Source organism: Marinoscillum sp. MHG1-6, from assembly GCF_024714475.1.
Taxonomy (GTDB): Bacteria; Bacteroidota; Bacteroidia; order Cytophagales; family Cyclobacteriaceae; genus JAMZMI01.
The window spans coordinates 69,566-89,075 of record NZ_JAMZMI010000007.1; the positions used below are offsets into that span (position 1 = coordinate 69,566).

Genomic DNA, 19,510 nt, shown 5'->3' on the forward strand with positions numbered 1-19,510 from the left:
TTGTCTATTTTTGCCGCTATCATTTGAACCCCTCTGTATGAAAAGGATCAAAATTTTGTCGATAGCCATAGTGGTCTTTACCATCTTTTTATCGTCATTTTCATTTTATGCTTACCAAATCTTCTTTACACCTAATATACTGGTAGATAAGGGCGATCAATATTTCCCAATTTATCCTGGCACTACTTTTAAGGAGCTCCAGGACCAATTGTACAAACAGAATATAGTCAATGATCTCATTTCATTTAGCTTTTTGGCAAGATTAAAAGACTATGACAAGTTGATTAAGCCGGGTATGTACCTCTTGAAAAAGGACATGTCCAATAATGATGCAATCAACATGCTCAGAGCCGGAATGCAAACCCCTATCAAGTTGACTTTCAGCAATGCAAGGAAACTCGAAGACCTGGCATCCAAACTGACTGACAACCTGGCGATCGACTCGGTGGACATGCAAGCACTATTGGCCTCTGACAGCGTAGCGGAAGCTTATGGGTTTAATAAGCAAACTTTTATTAGCATGTTCCTGCCGAACACCTATGAGGTTTACTGGACCGCTTCGGCAACGGAAATATTAAACAGACTGAAATCCGAATATGATAAGTTCTGGAATGAGGAAAGAAGAAATAAAGCCCAAGCCTTAAACTTAACGCCGGTAAAGGTTTCCACATTGGCCAGTATTGTTGATAGTGAGACGAACTTTATGGATGAAGCTCCCCGAATTTCAGGTGTTTACCTGAATCGCCTGGAAAGAGGCTATCATCTTCAGGCTGATCCGACACTCGTTTTTGCTGTAGGAGATTTTACCATTCGCCGGGTACTCGATGTCCACAAAAAGATAGACTCTCCATACAATACTTATAAATATAGAGGGTTGCCTCCGGGGCCAATCATGATGCCTTCTATTTCTGCGATTGAAGCCGTGCTAAATACAGAAGAGCATTCCTATTTATATTTTTGCGCAAAAGAGGATTTTTCAGGTTATCACGTTTTTGCCAAAACCCTGAGTGAGCATAACGCCAATGCAAGAAGGTTTCAACAGGCACTTAACAAGCAAAGAATTTACAGATAGATGTACCATCACGACACACAAATACGCGTCAGATATGCAGAAACGGATCAAATGGGTTATGTTTATTACGGCAATTATGCTACCTATTTTGAAGTAGCCCGTGTGGAAGCCTTTAGACATTTGGGGTATCCGTATAAAAAAATGGAGGAAGAGGGTGTTGGGATGCCGGTTCTGGAATACCAGATTAAATATTTGCAACCGGCAAAATACGATGATCTTCTGACCATTAAGCTGGCCATACCAGAAATGCCCAAGGCACGAATTCGGTTCACCTACGAAGTAACCAACCAACATGGAGCACTGATAAATACTGGAGAGACAACCCTGGTTTTTATGAATATGGAAACCGGAAAAGCGACACGCATACCAGCGGAAGTAAATAAACTTCTAAAGACCTATTTTGACTAGTAAAAGACATTTAAGGACCCGCCAGCAGCTTCATCGCCATCTTAGCTATACGGGATGGTATATCCGGTTGGTACAACTACTGAAGTCCATCCATTTGAGACATGGTAAAGCTTCTTTGTACCGTACCTGTGTTATCTTCATAGATAAGGTCGGAGACCACCACCTATTTGAACGGGCCTATGGCGTAGCTTTCAATTTTACGCTGTCGCTTTTTCCCAGTATCATTTTCATGTTCGCCCTGATACCTTTTGTTCATACGATGATACCGAGTATTTCGGCGGCAGAAACTAAGGTCTTTCTAGAGGGTGTATTGCCTGCCAGTCTTTGGGAGGTCACGGAAAGCACGATCAATGACACCCTGGAAATACGGCGTGAAGGACTAATCTCCTTCGGTGTACTCTTCGCATTGTTTTTGGCCACAAACGGGGTAAATTCATTGATGAATTCTTTTAATGTGAGCTATAAAACAGTTGAAAGGAGATCCTTTGTTAAGACCAGGTTCATTGCACTTTTCATCACATTGCTTTTGGCGACTGCCTTTATACTATCCATCCTACTGCTAATCGTTGGGGAATTAGTGATTGATTGGTTGCTGGACTTTACGAACATTTCAACCGACTTTATAAATTATTTTGTACTTCCCTTACGGTTTGTGGTCATCATGGCTGCCTTTTATTCGGCCATTGCCTCCATCTATTACTGGGGACCTGCCATACATGACAAGTGGAGGTTTTTCTCGATGGGATCCTTTTTGGCTACCCTGTTGTGCCTTGCCACAAGCTTTGGTTTTTCTTATTACATCACCAATTTTGGAACGTACAATAAGCTGTACGGGTCCATTGGAGGTATGATCGGCTTGATGGTTTGGCAGTACTTAATGTCAGCCATTTTGCTGTTGGGCTTTGAATTCAATGCGAGTATTGATCGTGCGGCTAGCAGTGAAGTTTACGATAAGGAAAAAGATTAAGAAAGATTTTACGCTCAGTAATTGCCTAATTCATCTGATCCATTATTTTTGCGTTCCCAAATCGGATATTGAGCGGCAGTTATTGTTCAATCGCTGATTTGCAAAGATAGCAAAGGCGTTCTCGCCTTAATAAAATATTAGAGTAACAGAAGGTTACTAACAACATTGCAGAGACTACAGAGGCGTGGCAGAGTGGACTAGGCGTCCCCGTCGAATGCGGCGGACCCGCCTTAATAAAATATTAGAGTAACAGAAGGTTACTAACAACATTGCAGAGACTACAGAGGCGTGGCAGAGTGGTCGAATGCGGCGGTCTTGAAAACCGTTGTACCGCGAGGTACCGGGGGTTCGAATCCCTCCGCCTCTGCAAGCAAGCCCTGACAAATTTTGTCAGGGTTTTTTGTTTCTGAACATTTCAAAACGTGTTTTAGGAATGGAAAGAAGCAAAAAAGAGATCAATCCGAAAACCTGTGGACTGTCTAAGAAACTTAATATTTTAAAAAAGCAGGATAAATTCTGCACTGGGTCATCCAGTGTCAGTGAGGATATCCTATGGATAGTGGGATATCGCTTTTCCACATCTCCTCCCAAGATTGAATATCCCTTCCATTTGCCTTGATGCAAACGGAAGCCAAAAATCAAGGCTGTGAAGTAATTCCGGAAATTCAAATTCAATAGTGTACCGTCCTGAAATAGGTTGACTCCAAATTAGTAAATTGATTTCTTATAGTTCTTCCAGTGGTTTTCATTGATAAGTACAACCTTCCAACAACTTTATTGCTTGATCCTATTTATATAGGGATTCAAACCCTCGATCCCTCTCAAATACGCTAAAATTCACCCTTTTGAACCAATATGTATTATGAAACACTCATTCAGCATCCTCTTTTGGCTTTTAACCAACCGGGCAAGTAAAAAAACCGGCGAGGCTCACGGGGTTTTATCTAATTTAAAGTCCCCTTATGTCGGATTTAATCCTTTATCAATTTTCCTGCCACCTTGAGTGAAGCTCCATTATCTATCACAAGCATAAAAATACCCGGATTAAAATCTGACAGGTCATAGCTATTTTCCGCATTGGCCATGAACTGCCTTAGAATCTTACCGTTCATATCAATGATCATTAACTTTTTAATTTCAGAACCATGGCCATTTAATGAAAATGTAGTGAAAACAGGGTTTGGATAAATTGAAATATTCGATTCAGCGATCATGTCCAGCACTTCTTCCGCTGATACTTCAATAGTTAAAGTTCCATTCACATAGCTGAACTTATAGTTATTATCATATCCACCACTCACCTCAATATCAAATACTCCATCAGTTTCAGTAGAAGTCACCGATGTAGAGGTTACCGGAAGTTCATCAATTACCAGCGCATCATCATCATGAACAAAACCTTCTATTGTGATTAGCAACTCAGGAAACGAATCCCCCTGACCAACCGTCACATCACTGGCAGTAACCGTCAATAAGGCTTTATCTACTACAATATCCTGTACCGATCGAACTGGGGCAAATTGATCGTTTCCTTCCTGGTTAACAATAATAGCCGCCGATCCTGCTCCTTTAATTGTAGCTGTATCACCACCTATGGCAATGATACTTTCATCGGTACTGCTAAATACCAGCGGCAATCCTGAGGAGCTTGAAGCAGAAAGCACAAATGAACCATTACCATAAACCTGATCACTGAGGGAATCAAATGTAATCTGTTGAGGCCTTATTGAAATATCTCTCACTGCGCCCAGATATTCCGTACCAGGAATTCCTGCCAAATCTCTAAACTCACCAGCAACAAACAGAGTATCACCCATCAATTCGAAATCTCTAGCAGGATTGTAATAAGAGCTAGTAGAACCACCTCTCCAGGAAGAGAGTAACAAGGAGTCCTTATCAAATCTCACTGCATTACCGGTATATTGGTTGTTCATATGGCTAAACACCCCGCCAACATACAGATGACCTCCCAAAGCTTCAACTTTATACACATAACTTTTCGGTTTCGGGCTCCAGCCTGTCAAAGTATCCCTAGAAAGGTCAAATGAAGACAAATAAGTACGTGCCTCTCCACCTATCTGGGAATAAGCTCCACCAACAAATACCATATCATCTCTTACCGAGAGATCAAACACAACATTATTTGGAGATATATTCCATCCCAGCAATGCCCCATTAGCGCGGTTTAGCATCGCCAAATAGTTACGACTTTCACCATCAATTTGATTAAAATATCCTCCTATCATCAACGAATCTCCTTTGGCTCCAATGGTCAATACCGTAGAGTTAATATTGCTTGAAAGTGAATTAAGTCCTCCGTCTACAGCGTTAAAGGAAGCCAGAAATCGGCGCTCATTACCATCAATCTGTGTAAATCCACCTCCAACATAAAGTTGGTCATCAACCAGATGCATGGCTTCAACATTAGAATTTATTTGCGGACTCCATTCCAACAAATTCCCTGTTGAAGTATCAAATGAAGCGATATTATTCCTTGATTGCCCGTCTATGGAGACAAAAGACCCTCCGACGTATAGTTGATCATTAGCCAAAACCATTTGTTTCACGATTCCCGAAACGGCAGGCTCCCAATCTATTAATTCCCTTGTTACGAGATCAATTGCTGCCAGTCCACTTTTGGACACTCCTCCTATGTTAATAAAAATTCCTCCAACAAAAACATCCTCAACTCCAGACTCCAATACAGTTGGAGCATAACTTGGTGATGGATTCCATGCTAATAACGTATCCTCAATCAAATCAAAAGAGGCCAAATACCTCCGCTGTTCATTGCGAGCATAGTTAAACCATCCACCAACATAAAGGGTGTCATTAGCTACTTCAATTTTATATGCCGAACTATTTAATTGGAAATCCCGGTCTGTAAGTTCACCCGTTTCAGTATTTATTTCTACAAGACCTGTCCGGTTCTGTCCCTCATAACTATAGATATCACCCGCCACATACAAAAGATCATTATGGACTTCAAGATCTCTGACTGAGTATATAGTCCCTATTGGACTATAGGCATTAAGCGTACTATCCTGGATTGAAATTGAAGCCAGTCGATTCCTTGGCTCCCCATTAATAGCCGAAAACTGGCCGCCCAGATATACTTGATTCCCTGCCACAGCAATGGTGTTAATATTCCCATTGGCCTCTGGGGCCCAGTCCGTTAATTCATCGGAATTTAAATTATAAGAAGCCGCACGCAATCGGTCGGCTGAATTCACCTTTGTAAAATTGCCACCCAGGTATAAAGTGTCTCCATCGATTTCCATATCATTGATCACACCATTAGTTTCAATTGACGTAGGGACAAAATCACCCTCAACAAGATCAAGTGCCATGAAGTTATTTGCACTTTTCCCTCCTATATAATTAAATGATCCTCCAACGAATATTTTATTACCCAAACCGGTAATTGTATAAATCGATGAACTAGCTGATGGATTCCATTTTGTGAGTTCTTCATTTCCATTAAATGCAGCTCCTCGACCTCGATTTATTCCAGATACCTGAGTAAAATCACCCCCGATATATAAATCACTGTCTTGGAAATCAATTGCTCTCACTCGATTATCAATCTCAGGATTCCATGGTAATAGCAGATTATCTCCCAAGTCAATAGCAGCCAAGTGGTTTTGTGCAATACCTGCAATTTGAGAAAAATATCCACCTACTATTAAACTGTCATTCTTGATGGCCACTTTTTCAACACTGCCACTAACAGGAAAATCAAGCGAATTCAATTGGCCTGTCAAGAGGTCAAACCCCGCCAACCTCGACCTGGCAGTTCCATTCGCATCCGTGAAAGACCCGCCTACAATCAGTTGATCCTCCCAAATAACCCCTGAGGTAACAGTATTATTTAATGCCGGATTCCAATCGCTGATGTTTCCGGTGGACAAATTCACAGAAAAGAGTCTCCCTCTAGGTTCCTGCCCGACGAAAGAGAAACCTCCTCCAACAAACAAGCTATCTGCTGATCTCAAAATAGATGTGACTACTCCATTCGTAGGGACATCCCAGTCGGTAACTTGTTTTTCAACCAAATCGTATGCGAATAAATTTGATCTGGAAACACCACCAACCGAACTGAATTGCCCACCAACATATATTTCCTCCCCTATTGAGCTGACTGTTAATACTCTTTGATTCATGCATGGATCCCATGGAAGTAATGAATAATCCGAAAGCTTTAAGGCAGAAGCATAATTTCTAGATTTGCCACCGAAAACAGTATAATCTCCTCCGGTATATAAAGTATCATTTTTAACAAACATGTCTCTGACTATACCGCTTGGTGAAGGATTAAAAGTGGTGATATTATCTGTTGTCAGGTCAATTTCAGCCATGTAGTTTCGCGACATGCTATTTAACTCCGTGAAAGCCCCACTGATAAAAAGTGAGTTGGCCGAACTTTCCAGCTTAAGAACATAATTGTTCGCATCGAAAACCCAGTCTTCCAGAGTTTTTGATGCACGATCAAAGGATGCCATTCGACTTCTACTAAGCCCATCAACTTCCGTGAAATAACCGCCTACAAATATCCGATCAAATGTTGTTTCAATATCCATAATCTGGCTACTTACCTGTGGTGCCCAACCGGAAATATCCATTGATGGCAGGTTAAAACTGGCCAGATAAGATCGGTTTTCATTGGCAATCGAAGTAAAATTCCCGCCAATCAAGAGCTCCTCATTTGTAATTTCAAGGTCATTAACAATTTGATTTGGGTTAGGCCGCCATCCTGATAGAACCATGGAATCACCCATATCATAAGCTATAAGGTTTTGGTAGTAAGTTGCCCCAACTACAGAAAAGGAGCCACCCAACATCAAGTCATCACCTGTTTTATCAATACATAATACCTGACCATTTGTGGTTGTAATAGCTGATAAAATCGAGCTATTTTTTAGATCAATACTGGCTATTCCCCTTCTCTCTTCACCATCAGCTGTAGTAAAGGTTCCTCCAACAAAAAGCGTGTCATTAGAAATGTCAAAGGCGTTTATTGTGTTATTGAATGGAATATCCTCCCCAATCAGGTTACCCGACTTTAAGTCAAACATTGCGAATCGACTTCTGGGTTGGCCGGACACCTGACTGAATGATCCTCCAATAATTAGACTATCACCTTTAAGCTCCATCGCTTCAACGACAGAATTTACAACCGGATTCCAGGACAACAGGGTGCCAGACGAGTCATTCACGGCAGCTAGATGCGCGCGTGATGAACCCGCCAGATTTGTAAAATACCCTCCTAAAAAAACGGTGTCAGATTTGAGTACAAACGACTCAACACGATCATAGTAAGAATAATAACCAGAAGTAATTTGGGGATCCCATGGAAGGACATTCCCGGTTTGTATATCAAGGGCCGCGGCTCGATTGTGGCTTATTCCATTAACCAGGCTGAAATAGCCTCCAATGTACAACCGATCATTATTGATGGCCATTGAAAAAACCGTGCTATTTGTTATGGGCGACCAGTTGCTGATTTCTCCCTTTGATAGGTCATATTTTGCCAAATTAGACCGTACAAATCCTCCTATTTGCGAAAAATCTCCTCCGGAGAAAACAACGGTATCAGAGACTTCCAGGCAATTGACAGTTCCGTTGACCCCAGGATCCCAATCTAAAAGTTGTTTTGTCGATAAGTCAAAGGAAGCGAGACGTGCCCTGGATTCACCATCAATGTCCAAAAATTCACCTCCCAAATACAGTGTATCATTTTGATATGCCATTGTTTGAATGGCTCCGGAAATTGATGGAGTCCATGGATCACGGTTTTTTGTGGTAAGATCAAATACTGCCAGACCGCCGCTTGTAGCCCCATCAATATTGGCATAATGACCACCTAGTACCAATTGATCCGGAGTGGTTATTATCGCATTGACCGAGCCATCGGGGTTCGGAGCAAAAGAAGTAACCGCACCATCCGAGGCCTGCACCTCTGCAAAGTGACTACGTGATTGCCCTCCCACTTCGGTAAAATCACCGCCTAAATGCACCATGCCATTTTCCAAGTTAATGGCTTTGACCGACGCATTCGGAAGTGGGTTCCAGGAGGTCACTGACAGTTCATTTAGATCCATTTGAGCCACATATGGTCTCGATTGCCCCTGAAACTGAGTGAAATCACCACCAATATACAAATGACTATCATCTCGATGCAGCGTTTTTACAACTTGATCTGTACTGAGGTCTATATCTAAAACGGTAGATGTTGTCGTATCTATGGCGATAAGATACTTTTTCTGGCTTCCACCTATTTGGTTAAATGCTCCCCCTACAAAAATTACAGAGTCATTGGCGCTTACACTGAGTACCTCTCCATTGGCACCGGGACTCCAATCGTTTAAGGTCTCATTCATTAAATCATATTCAGCCAATTTTGATCTGCCAATACCATTGATTGAATTGAAGTCTCCTCCTAGATACAGGTAATTATCTTGCAAAGAGAAAGAATTAATCGGACCATTAGCATTTATCAAAAGATCACTTAAGTCTCCGGTTTGCCTATTAAAAGCAGCAAAATTTCCACGTGACATTAAATTGACCTGTGTGAATTCACCCCCAACAAAAATGGTATCATTACGTGACTGAATGGCATGGATACCACCATCCAACTGAGGGGCCCAATCGGTGAGAGTGCCTGTAGATATATCTATTGAAGCTAAATTAGACTTTGATGACCCTCCAATGGCTGTGAACTCACCGCCAACATATAAAAGGTTATTATCCAAAAACAACGAATTCACCCGGGTACCGTAGTTACTTGAGATTTGAGGTAAGCCTCCGACCGTAGCCCCAGAGTTGCGGTTCAATGCTGCAAAATTGCCAACATTTTGCCCATTTACAGTGGTAAATATCCCGCCAATAAAAAGCGTATCTCCTTTGACCTCTAATGCCTGAACAGTATTATTCACAACAGGCTCCCATTTAATAAACCTTCCTGTTGAAGTATCCAGGGCAGCCAGTTTGTGATAATAAAATACACCTGTCGTATTGAAATTTCCACCTACAAAATATTGGTTTTGTAAGCTTTCAATGGTCAAGACGTTATTTGAAAAAGATGGATTCCAATCCAATAATTTGCCATCACGAGCATCAAATGCCCCGGCATTTTTTCGACTTGATCCAGCTAAAAATGAAAAATATCCTCCAACAAAGAGGGTGTCGTTTTTTATATGCAAATCATACACTGATCCATTTGATCCTTTATCCCAATCGGTCAATGATCCGGTAGACAAATCAAACTGAGCAATTCTTTCTCTGGACGAACCGTCTACCACATTAAACTGTCCACCAATAAACAGGCTATTTCCCCATTTTTGCAGACTGTGAACATAGGAATTAACATCGGGAGACCAGTCAATCAGGGTAGCAGTAGGTGCATCAATTGCTGCCAGGTTATATCTTGTTTGTCCTTGGAGGCTCGAAAAATATCCACCTACATAAAGTGTATCTCCGGAAAGAAGCATGCTTCTTACCTGACTTCCATTAAAATTAGCATTCCAATCATTCAATGCTCCTGTTTGACCGTTTATCGACGCTAAACTCCTCCTATATTCCCCTCCCACATATGAAAAGGACCCACCTATGTAGATATCATTATTTTTATGTTCTATTTCCCAAACCTCACCTTGTGGCATTGGAAACCAGTCATGAAATTCTTCGTTGACCAAATCATATGAAGCAACAAATTGAGTCCGCTTTCCTCCTATAGCTCTAAAACTTCCACCAACGAATACCAGGTTCCCACTCGCCTGAATAGTATTAACCTTATCAGAAGCTCCTGGATTCCAACTTGAAAGCAAACCTGATGAAGGATCAAATCGAGCAAGGCCCTCTCGTTTGCTACCATCAATTTCAGTGAATGATCCACCCACCCATATTGGTCCATCGACATCCAGCGTCAACACTGGATGATCAACAATGGGAGCCCAATCAGTGGAGATAGCGGTTCCTAAATCAATTTTTGCCAGGTTGGTATGTGTATTGCTTCCTATTTGTGAGAAACTACCTCCGACTACCAGCGTCCCTGCCAGAGTATCCAAGGAATAGATAGTCCCCGAAACATTTGGATCCCATGAAGTAACGTTCCCTGAGGCACCATCAATAGCTGCCAGTCGATTCCGTAGATTACCAGCCACCTCCGTAAATGAGCCCCCAATATAAACGTTGGATCCATCATAGATAATATCATTAACACGCCCATTTGCTTCCGGAAAATTTTGAACAATTCCTGTTAGGGCATTAACCGCTGTCAAGTTTGAGACACTATCTACCCCAACTCTTTTGAAATCTCCGCCGATCAAAACATTGCTATTATCCAGCGTAATACTGTAACCGGTGGCATCCATCGCGGGATCCCAATCCGAAATGATATTGGAAGTGACATCTATGGAGAAGGCATTACTTCTAGTCTTTAAATTAATTCTATTGGAATAAGCACTAAATATACTCACCGAGGATCCATCAACATACATACGATTAGCTGAACTTAGTCCGGGATTCCAATCAGTTGCTAACTGAGTTGTTCGATCAATGACGGCCACGATATTTCGACTGCTGCCTGCAACATATCCGAACCCTCCGCGGACATAAAGAAGGTTTCCACTGGCATATAATTCGCTTACTGCGCCATTAACTCCGGGATTAAAATCATTCAGATTGCCCGTATTGGCATCGAATGCGGCTATATACTTTCTTTCCTGCCCATCAATAAAACTGAAGTGTCCCCCCGCAAATAAGGTATCCCCGGAAATCGTAAGGTCATTTACGGAAGAATTTGGATTTGGTGCCCAGTCCAGGACTGAATTGTCCGACAAACGAAGTCCCCCCAATCTGTATCGATATTGACCCGCTAAACTTGAAAATTGGCCACCAATATACAAGGTATCACCTTTAAAGGCCATGGTAAAAACGTATTGATTCAAGGCCATATTCCATGATTCATCCAACTGCCCATCAGAAAGGTTAAACCTGGACAGATAAGGTATGGATTGGCCGGCAATAGCACTATATGAGCCCGCAACGTAGAGGTATCCATTATTAATCACAAATTCATTCACCGATCCGCTAATGGATGGATTCCAACTCAATAATTGACCGGTATTTGCATCTAATGCCAAAAGGCCAGTTTTGGATACTCCATTTACCTTATTGAAGGATCCGGCCACAAAAACAGTATCCCCACTGACTATAAGATCAGTAATTTGTCCATCTGTATCAAAGACCCAATTTTGTTGAGGAGTACCGTTCGCAGAAATTTTTATAATGTCATTGGAATTTGAGCTCCCGCTGATGAGAATATCTCGTCCTCCTAAAAACCAAGAACCGTCCGGCCCTTTAACAGCGTCTTGTATGTATCCTGAGGTAATTGAGCCAAATAGATTGGTTAAAGAGCCATTGTTATAATTAATTGCAGGCCCCACCGCCGCCGATTCGCTATCCTGAATGTACCTAAAGGAACCGGTGACATAAAGCGTATTGCCGGAAAGTGCCAAATCATATACTGTACCATCGATAGTCGTTGAACGAAAAAAACCGGTCTGATTTCCCTGGGCATCAATATGTGCTAACCTAGCTGAGCCATATGAGGAGGAATAAAAACTGCCTCCTATATACCATCCTCCATTGCCATCAGGTATGGTTGCATTGATGTCACCATTGATTTTAAACGGTGACTGAATTGGAATACCTGTATCCGGATCAATTAATGCCCCATTACTGTCAGGAAATGTCAAGGAATCTCCGGAAAAATTGAAATTACCTCCTATCAATAGACTGTCTCCTTTCAAGGCTAGGGTATACACTCCACCGCCTAGTGGCGTGTTATCAAATAGTTCGCTTACCTCTCCATTGGAGTTGATATGCGCTAGACCATCTCTTGAAACACCTCCTACATTGCTGAACTGCCCACCGATGAAAATCCCCCCATTGCCATCCTCAATGGCATCCCAAACCGAGCCATTAACCTTTGGAAATGATTTATCAATTAGACCGATCCCATCAATCTTTGTTCCATAAGTCCCTGACAAACCATTCTGATTATCTGTATAGGTAAAAGAGCCTCCTATGTAAAGCAGACTATCCTGAAGTGCCAGCGACTCAACAGACCCATTAAGTGATTCCCCATCTAAAAACTGCTTCACGTTACCATAAGCATCGATACGTGCCACTTTGTATGTGGTGGCAGAACCAATTCGAGAGAAATCCCCGGCCAAGTACCACCCTCCTTTTCCATCATCGATAACCTCCCTTACCGTGCCACTTACTCGTGGAAAGGCTAAGTCCGGAAGTCCATTCTTATCTATTTTGGCTCCATTTGAACTTGTTAGAGCTCCTTGTGTATCGTTAATATTGAATGCTCCCCCGACATACAACGTTGATCCATCAAGCGCCAGGGCATTTACATCATTATTTAAATATTGACCCTCAAAAAAATCAGTTACTCGTCCCTCGCTATCGATATGTGCAAGTTTATTTCGATACTGGTTACCAACATAACCGAATCTCCCCCCCATAAACCAGCCACCATTGCCATCAGAAATCACCGCATTAACCGAATTATTGCTCTTAGGATATGTTGGCATTGATAATCCAGAGCGAGTTGAAATTATTCCCGATCGAGTGTTTGTAGTTGCATTAGTTGCATCAGCAATGTTAAAACTGCCTCCAATATACAAGTCTTGATCCTGCAAAATCAGGCTATTCACCTGACCTGAAAAATTCACATCACTCATGAAATCAGTCACATTACCCTCCGCATCAACATGTGCAATACCACGTTGGTTAGTATTTCCCACCTTATTGAAACTTCCTCCCAGATACCATCCTCCATTTTTGTCTGAAACTATTGAATTTACATTACCACTCACTTTTGGGAAACCTTTATCCACTTCAAATGAATCATTCAACCGTACAACACGAGAATCTCGGTAGGTCCCAAGAGTATCTTGAAAATTGAAGTTCCCGGCGATCACCAACGTATCATTATACAATTGGATATCGTTTACACTTCCATATCCAAGATTGAAATCATTAAGCATTGCTGTAACCTTACCGGTTGAATCTACATGAGCAACATCAACTACGGGAACTGCATTAACATATGAAAAATCACCTCCAAGGATTTGGCCTCCCTTATTATCATCAATAATTTTATTAACTGTTCCATAGACAATTGGAGTTTCAGGTAGTAAAAGCCCATGATTATCCCACCCAGCAACCCCTCTTCGATCGTACTTCTCTTCACCTACATTTTTAAAACTACCTCCCACATATAGCATATCGCCAACAACCTCCAAACTATTAATTGCCCCATCAATATTAAGTCCTACTACCTCATTTTTTATTTCTCCAAATTCATCTAGATAAACAATTTTATTAATCGATGAATCACTTACTGAAGTGAATGAACCTCCAACATATAAACCGCCCTTCTCATCCTTTTTCGACACTTGTACGGTTGAGTTAAACATCGGAGTCTCAGGGAGATATTCTCCCTTTAAAGGATCCAAAAAAGCGCCTCTTGTATTTTCTAAAGGATTTACTGATGAAAAGGAACCTCCCAAGTATAAAATACTATCTCCATTCATCTGCATTGAAGTTACACTCCCTATTATTTTTGTATCGGCAGCCCAGTCTGTCACCATTCCATTTTCATCAATGTGACCAATGCCACTTCTCGTGGAGTCCCCCAGGATCGAAAACCCTCCGGCCAGATAATATCCGCCATAGCCATCCGGGGAAGCAGCGTTGACAGCATAATTCGGATAAGGATATATCAGAGGAACCTGACCCTCCTCTTTGCTGACAGGGACTCCATATTGACCAAATCTCCCGGCCTTTGCAAAACTTCCTCCAAGGTATAGCAGGTGATTGACGGAGTCATGAACCATTGAGAACACTGGTCCTGATACAGAAGGAAGATGCTTTTCCAACACCTGAGCAGTATTTTCATCAACCTCTCCATTGCAGTTGTTATCTACTCCATCCAATATTTCGGGAGCACCTGGAAAAATCGCAGCACTTGAATCATTACAATCCAATGCAGCATCTACACCATCGCGATCGAAATCCTGAGATCTGACGGTGTAAATTGATAAGATCAAACTCAATAGAAATAGCGGTAGAATATGAGGTTTCATGGTAAGATAAGTTAAGCGGTAGAATATTATCAGCATAATAAAGGTATGGCTTAATCAATGTTAGTACAATACCTGTTTTCAGGTATTGTAACACCAATCTGATCGGCCTTAACCCCTCATTAAGTTCCAAATCGAAGATTCCCGAGGGGACGTGCGGCATGGTGGCGGGCAGGAGAAATACCTCTACCTATCCATTTTCCCTAACTTGGTAGTATCTTACAGCTAATGAATCCAAATACATTAAAGAAGCTGAGTTATGTGGGCTTGACTATCGTGATGATTGTTAGCCTGTGGTATAGCTATAAAAGCTATTCTGAAGGTGACCCCAAGTATAACTTTGTCATTCTGGGCTTCGGTATTGCGATCCTCTTAGGGATCAACCTACTAAAGAAAAGAGAGTATTAGTCTGTCTCGAAGGCCGTTCTTGTAGCGATGCTACGACCAAGTGTCAGCTCATCTGCATATTCCAGCTCACCACCCACCGGTATTCCGCGAGCAATGGTAGTCACTTTAACTCCGGTTTCCTTCAGCATTTTAGTAATATAAAAAGCGGTGGTATCACCTTCCATGGTAGAACTAAGGGCTAGAATGATCTCCTTAACTTCTTCATTACTGGATTTTACCCGTTCTACCAGCGAGTCTATTTTAACATTGTCAGGCCCAATACCATCAATAGGAGAAATGCGGCCACCCAACACATGGAAAAGCCCGGTGTATTGACCTGTATTCCTGATAGCCAGCACATCAGGGGTATCTTCAACCACACAGATTGTAGACACATCACGAGACATTGTTTTGCAGGTGCAATCTTCTGTGTCTGCTATGATGTGACAGGTACGGCAGTACTTTATGTTTTTCCGAAGTTCGGTAAGTGATGAGGATAGGGAAGTTGAGGCCTCTTCTGGTTGCTTCAATAAATGTAATACCAGCCTTAGCGCCGTCTTTCTGCCAATCCCCGGAAGTTTGGCTATTTCTTCTACGGCCTTTTCGACCAACTTGGACGGATATTCCATCTATTCTATTGTGGCTTTGATACCTGCATCGGTTATGCCGTCCTTCATCGGCTTCAGCTTATTAAAGGGGCCCTTTTTTACAGAACACCGACCCTTGTAATGAACAATGTAAGTGCATTGCTCCGCCTGGTGGACATCGTGTTTACATACCTTGATCAGCGTATTGGTAACATGCTCGAAGGTATTGAAATCGTCATTATGAACTACCAGATCCTTAAATTCGTCGCTATCCTGGTCCTCCAGAACCTCAACAAGCTCTTCTATTTCGTAATCAAATTCCATAGTTGTGACCATCTTGCAAATTTAATGCATGTGGATAACTTACAAGAATCTATATTGCAAACTTCGTTTCGTAAGCCCTTGATCAAATGAGCCCAATACTCGTCGGCACAATCATATTAACCTACTTTTTTATCCTCATTATCATCTCCCATTTTACATCCAAAGGGGGATCGGATGAGGATTTTTATACAGCCCAAAGACAGTCTCCCTGGTACCTTGTAGCATTTGGAATGATTGGGGCTTCCCTGTCGGGGGTCACATTTATCTCCGTTCCGGGCGAAGTAGGCACGAGTAGTTTTCACTACTTTCAGGTCGTCCTCGGCTACCTGGTTGGGTATGCGGTCATCAGCCATATTCTGCTCCCTATTTATTACCGTTTGAATCTGGTTTCGATCTACACTTACCTGGAACAGCGTTTTGGCTTTTGGTCCTATAAATCAGGTGCGTTTTACTTCCTCCTTAGTCGAATCATAGGCTCTTCCTTCCGCTTGTTTCTTGTGGCAGGGGTGCTGCAAATATCATTCTTTGATGCCTTTGGACTCCCATTTTGGGTTTCTGTGCTTACCACGGTGGTATTGATCTGGATCTACACTTTTCGTGGGGGGATTCGAACAGTAGTATGGACAGACACCCTTCAGACCACCTTTATGATTGCTTCAGTAGTGATCAGCATTTCTTTCATAACCGGCGAAATGAACCTTAGCATGGGTGAAATGATCTACGGATTAATGGAAGATCAGCGAAGTACTATTTTTAATTGGGACTGGCAAAGCGGCAGAAATTTCTTTAAACAGTTTTTTGCAGGAGCTTTCATAGCCATTGTGATGACAGGACTGGATCAAGATATGATGCAGAAAAACCTCACTTGCCGCACACTCAAAGATGCCCAGAAAAACATCTTTTGGTTTTGTATCATACTGGTGATAGTCAACTTCCTGTTTCTGAGCATGGGATTATTGCTTTTCCAATTTGCAGAGACCAATCAGATAGCCATTCCCGAAAGGACCGACTACCTTTTCCCTACCATCGCCATTGACCATTTTCACATGCTTGGGGCTGTGGTCTTTCTTCTTGGGATTGTAGCAGCCGCTTATTCCAGTGCTGACTCAGCATTGACGGCATTGACCACGTCCTTTTGTGTTGACTTCCTGGGCTTCACCAAAGAAAATTACGGTGAAAGGAAAAAGCTTCGGATGCTCATTCATTTTGGGTTTTCAATCGTGTTGTTTTTGGTGATTCTGGTATTTCACGCCGTCAATGACCAAAGTGTGATCACCGCTGTTTTTGTAGCTGCCGGGTATACTTATGGCCCCCTATTGGGACTATTTGCTTTTGGGATTTTCACCAAATGGCAACTCAAAGATCAATATGTGCCTGCCGTCTGTCTGATCAGCCCGATACTTTCCTATATCATCAATCTAAACTCTGTGGCCTGGCTAGGCGGCTATAAATTCGGTTTTGAGATATTGATCCTAAATGGACTGTTGACCTTTGTGGGATTAGCTACAATACGTAAGTATTAATTATATTTACATTTTATAAATATAAAATGACCACATTCACCAGTTCACTACCGGATCGCCTACTCCAAGAGCTTAATAAAAAGGCTACTGAACTCTCTATTCCAAAAAATAAGCTGATTGAAAAAGCGCTGACTATTTACCTGGATCAACTCAATAAAGCTGAATACATCAAATCTTACAAGCAGGCCGGTCAGGATGTTGATATTATGAATATCGCCGAAGAGGGCATGGCAGATTATTTCAAACAAATCGAAGAGTGAAGCAAAGAGAAATCTGGATTGCCTCGCTTGACCCAACTGAAGGGTCCGAACAGAACGGCACACGTCCTGTAGTCATTCTGAGTGGTAATATGATGAATGAGTTGTTGCAAGTGGTGATTGTATGCCCATTGACCTCCAATGTAAAAGGCTATAAAGGAAATATAATACTCCAGCCGGACAATGTTAACAACCTTACTTCTCCTTCTGAAACACTTATTTTTCATATTCGATCTGTTTCAAAATTCAGGTTGGTCAGAAAAGTTGGAAAAATCACGCAGGACCAGTTGACACAACTCAAAAATAGTTTGGATGATATTCTCAGGTATTGACGCTACAACAACTCCTTGATCGGTTCCCAGTATAGTTTTTCAAAACCCACCACCTGATCGTCTATCACATTAATTCCTTCAGCCTCGAGTAACTCCTGCATTCGGGTTGGAGTAGCAAAGTGATGCTTTCCGGTCAAAAGTCCCTTTCGGTTAAGCACGCGATGTGCGGGCACGCCCTCCGGAGCGCCGTTCATGGCCCAACCCACCATTCTGGCACTACTTTTTAATCCAAGGTATTCCCCGATGGCCCCATAGCTGGTCACTCTCCCTCTGGGAATGAGCTTTGCGACTTCATAGATATCATTGAAAAAACCGGATTGATCTTTTGCCATAACTTTGAATAACACCCAACAATTCAAAGATGAGCAAAAACATAATTATAACCGGTACCACTGGCAATCTCGGATCAGCCGTGGCAAAAAAATTTATCAGCGAAGGCTATCACGTCCTTGGCTCTTCTACACCAGGCAGAAGCACACCTGACGATGGTGTAGACTATTTCGAGGCGGATCTCACCAACCCAGATTCATCAAAGGAATTCTTTAAAAGAGCATTTAAGAAATATGATACGATAATTGCGGGTATTTTTTTGGTTGGGGGCTTCGGAATGAGCAATATCGAAAACACTGAGGATAAAGACATTCACAAGATGTTTAACCTCAATTTTTTGACTGCCTTTCACTGCACCAAAAACTTATATCCTCACTTGAAATTGTACGGAGGTGGAAAGATGGTGGTGGTGGGAGCCAAACCTGCATTGGAAGGGGGCGGTGCCGCTATGCTTCCTTACACGATTTCGAAAAATGCCGTCATGAAATTAGCTGAGCTGCTCAATGAAACCGGTCAGGATGATTATATTCAAACCTCTGTCATCATCCCAAGCATCATCGATACACCGGTCAACCGTGAAGCTATGCCAAAAGCCAATTTCTCTGACTGGGTGACTCCCGAATCTATCGCTGAAAGTATCTATTTCCTCATCTCGGAAAAGGGAAATAAGCTACGGGACACGGTGCTTAAGTTATATGGTAATAGTTAGTCTACCTTCTCAACTTCAGCTTCTTCGATTATATAAAAAAGATGTAAAGGGCTGCCTGCATTGAGACGGAGACGTCCTTTGATCTTCACCTTTTCGTCTTTAAAGCGAGTAGTTTCCGGGGTATAGACCTCTGCGACCGTCTCCGGCCCGGCATTACCACAGAAAAAGCAAGAGCTGTATGGGAAACGGGAAAGTACGAAGTACTCTTGATTGGCCCTGGACTGTAGCGGAATGACATAACCTTCAAGCTCAATAATTTTACCGTCAAATGCTTTCAGGTCATCTGAGAAGATAGGAACATCAATTGATTCGCTCAAAATTTCATCAAATTGACGGTCTATCTTGAGCTTACTTAAGGTATCCCAACCCTCAAAGGGAGGATCGGTAGCCAGCATTAAAAACAAAAGAAAAATTAACCTCATAGCCTATCTGAGATATTCAAAACTAATCATT

13 protein-coding genes and 1 tRNA gene are annotated in these 19,510 nt (G+C 42.1%); 9 read left to right on the forward strand and 5 right to left on the reverse strand.

What is annotated here, in order from left to right; genetic code table 11:
- The first annotated feature begins 37 nt into the window (after window positions 1–37).
- The 4 genes from mltG to NXR94_RS14580 all read left to right on the forward strand — a co-directional run bounded on the left by mltG (window position 38) and on the right by NXR94_RS14580 (window position 2,814).
- Complete coding sequence (mltG, locus tag NXR94_RS14565; protein ID WP_258105394.1) at window positions 38–1,072, forward strand: endolytic transglycosylase MltG; 1,035 nt, start codon at window positions 38–40, stop codon at window positions 1,070–1,072.
- Entirely contained in the window at window positions 1,073–1,480 is a 408-nt protein-coding gene (locus NXR94_RS14570; protein ID WP_258105395.1) for a thioesterase family protein, read from the forward strand.
- Window positions 1,473–2,447, forward strand: coding sequence for a YihY/virulence factor BrkB family protein (locus NXR94_RS14575; RefSeq protein WP_258105396.1), 975 nt, complete (start codon window positions 1,473–1,475; stop codon window positions 2,445–2,447). The genes NXR94_RS14570 and NXR94_RS14575 overlap by 8 nt, the downstream gene beginning before the upstream one ends.
- Window positions 2,448–2,729: 282 nt before the next feature.
- Window positions 2,730–2,814, forward strand: a tRNA-Ser gene (locus tag NXR94_RS14580).
- A gap of 604 nt (window positions 2,815–3,418) precedes the next feature.
- Here the strand turns inward: NXR94_RS14580 and NXR94_RS14585 are convergent.
- Window positions 3,419–14,611 (reverse strand): PQQ-binding-like beta-propeller repeat protein, encoded by an 11,193-nt coding sequence (locus NXR94_RS14585; protein WP_258105397.1) that lies wholly within the window; start codon window positions 14,609–14,611, stop codon window positions 3,419–3,421.
- 225 nt (window positions 14,612–14,836) lie between these two features.
- Between NXR94_RS14585 and NXR94_RS14590 the strand changes: the two genes are divergently transcribed.
- Window positions 14,837–15,016: a hypothetical protein gene (locus NXR94_RS14590; protein ID WP_258105398.1), complete on the forward strand. Its 180-nt coding sequence runs from the start codon at window positions 14,837–14,839 to the stop codon at window positions 15,014–15,016.
- Here the strand turns inward: NXR94_RS14590 and recR are convergent.
- Window positions 15,013–15,624 (reverse strand): recombination mediator RecR, encoded by a 612-nt coding sequence (recR, locus tag NXR94_RS14595; RefSeq protein ID WP_258105399.1) that lies wholly within the window; start codon window positions 15,622–15,624, stop codon window positions 15,013–15,015. The genes NXR94_RS14590 and recR overlap by 4 nt on opposite strands.
- The gene (locus tag NXR94_RS14600) at window positions 15,625–15,906 is read right to left on the reverse strand and encodes an ATP-dependent Clp protease adaptor ClpS (protein WP_258105400.1); all 282 of its coding nucleotides are present in this window, start codon (window positions 15,904–15,906) and stop codon (window positions 15,625–15,627) included.
- A gap of 86 nt (window positions 15,907–15,992) precedes the next feature.
- Between NXR94_RS14600 and NXR94_RS14605 the strand changes: the two genes are divergently transcribed.
- From NXR94_RS14605 to NXR94_RS14615, 3 genes are read left to right on the forward strand one after another with little or no spacing between them, the layout of a single operon-like run.
- Window positions 15,993–17,429, forward strand: coding sequence for a sodium:solute symporter (locus NXR94_RS14605; RefSeq protein WP_258105401.1), 1,437 nt, complete (start codon window positions 15,993–15,995; stop codon window positions 17,427–17,429).
- A gap of 26 nt (window positions 17,430–17,455) precedes the next feature.
- Window positions 17,456–17,689, forward strand: coding sequence for a ribbon-helix-helix domain-containing protein (locus NXR94_RS14610; RefSeq protein ID WP_258105402.1), 234 nt, complete (start codon window positions 17,456–17,458; stop codon window positions 17,687–17,689).
- On the forward strand, window positions 17,686–18,018 hold the full coding sequence (locus NXR94_RS14615; RefSeq protein WP_258105403.1) for a type II toxin-antitoxin system PemK/MazF family toxin: 333 nt from the start codon (window positions 17,686–17,688) through the stop codon (window positions 18,016–18,018). The genes NXR94_RS14610 and NXR94_RS14615 overlap by 4 nt, the downstream gene beginning before the upstream one ends.
- Window positions 18,019–18,020: 2 nt before the next feature.
- On the opposite strand, the gene NXR94_RS14620 is transcribed toward NXR94_RS14615, so the two are convergent.
- A complete protein-coding gene (locus NXR94_RS14620) occupies window positions 18,021–18,350 on the reverse strand; it encodes an MGMT family protein (RefSeq protein WP_258105404.1) in 330 nt (109 codons plus the stop codon).
- A 29-nt stretch (window positions 18,351–18,379) separates the two neighbouring features.
- Between NXR94_RS14620 and NXR94_RS14625 the strand changes: the two genes are divergently transcribed.
- The gene (locus NXR94_RS14625; protein WP_258105405.1) at window positions 18,380–19,057 is read left to right on the forward strand and encodes an SDR family NAD(P)-dependent oxidoreductase; all 678 of its coding nucleotides are present in this window, start codon (window positions 18,380–18,382) and stop codon (window positions 19,055–19,057) included.
- On the opposite strand, the gene NXR94_RS14630 is transcribed toward NXR94_RS14625, so the two are convergent.
- On the reverse strand, window positions 19,054–19,479 hold the full coding sequence (locus NXR94_RS14630; RefSeq protein ID WP_258105406.1) for a hypothetical protein: 426 nt from the start codon (window positions 19,477–19,479) through the stop codon (window positions 19,054–19,056). The genes NXR94_RS14625 and NXR94_RS14630 overlap by 4 nt on opposite strands.
- Window positions 19,480–19,510 lie beyond the last annotated feature (31 nt).

Bases quoted from the DNA above. Each gene is read 5' to 3' on its own strand.
- mltG (WP_258105394.1), top strand. From the start codon at position 38: ATGAAAAGGATCAAAATTTTGTCGATAGCCATAGTGGTCTTTACCATC.
- NXR94_RS14570 (WP_258105395.1), top strand. From the start codon at position 1,073: ATGTACCATCACGACACACAAATACGCGTCAGATATGCAGAAACGGAT.
- NXR94_RS14585 (WP_258105397.1), bottom strand. From the start codon at position 14,611: ATGAAACCTCATATTCTACCGCTATTTCTATTGAGTTTGATCTTATCA.
- NXR94_RS14590 (WP_258105398.1), top strand. From the start codon at position 14,837: ATGAATCCAAATACATTAAAGAAGCTGAGTTATGTGGGCTTGACTATC.
- recR (WP_258105399.1), bottom strand. From the start codon at position 15,624: ATGGAATATCCGTCCAAGTTGGTCGAAAAGGCCGTAGAAGAAATAGCC.
- NXR94_RS14600 (WP_258105400.1), bottom strand. From the start codon at position 15,906: ATGGAATTTGATTACGAAATAGAAGAGCTTGTTGAGGTTCTGGAGGAC.
- NXR94_RS14605 (WP_258105401.1), top strand. From the start codon at position 15,993: ATGAGCCCAATACTCGTCGGCACAATCATATTAACCTACTTTTTTATC.
- NXR94_RS14610 (WP_258105402.1), top strand. From the start codon at position 17,456: ATGACCACATTCACCAGTTCACTACCGGATCGCCTACTCCAAGAGCTT.
- NXR94_RS14620 (WP_258105404.1), bottom strand. From the start codon at position 18,350: ATGGCAAAAGATCAATCCGGTTTTTTCAATGATATCTATGAAGTCGCA.
- NXR94_RS14625 (WP_258105405.1), top strand. From the start codon at position 18,380: ATGAGCAAAAACATAATTATAACCGGTACCACTGGCAATCTCGGATCA.
- NXR94_RS14630 (WP_258105406.1), bottom strand. From the start codon at position 19,479: ATGAGGTTAATTTTTCTTTTGTTTTTAATGCTGGCTACCGATCCTCCC.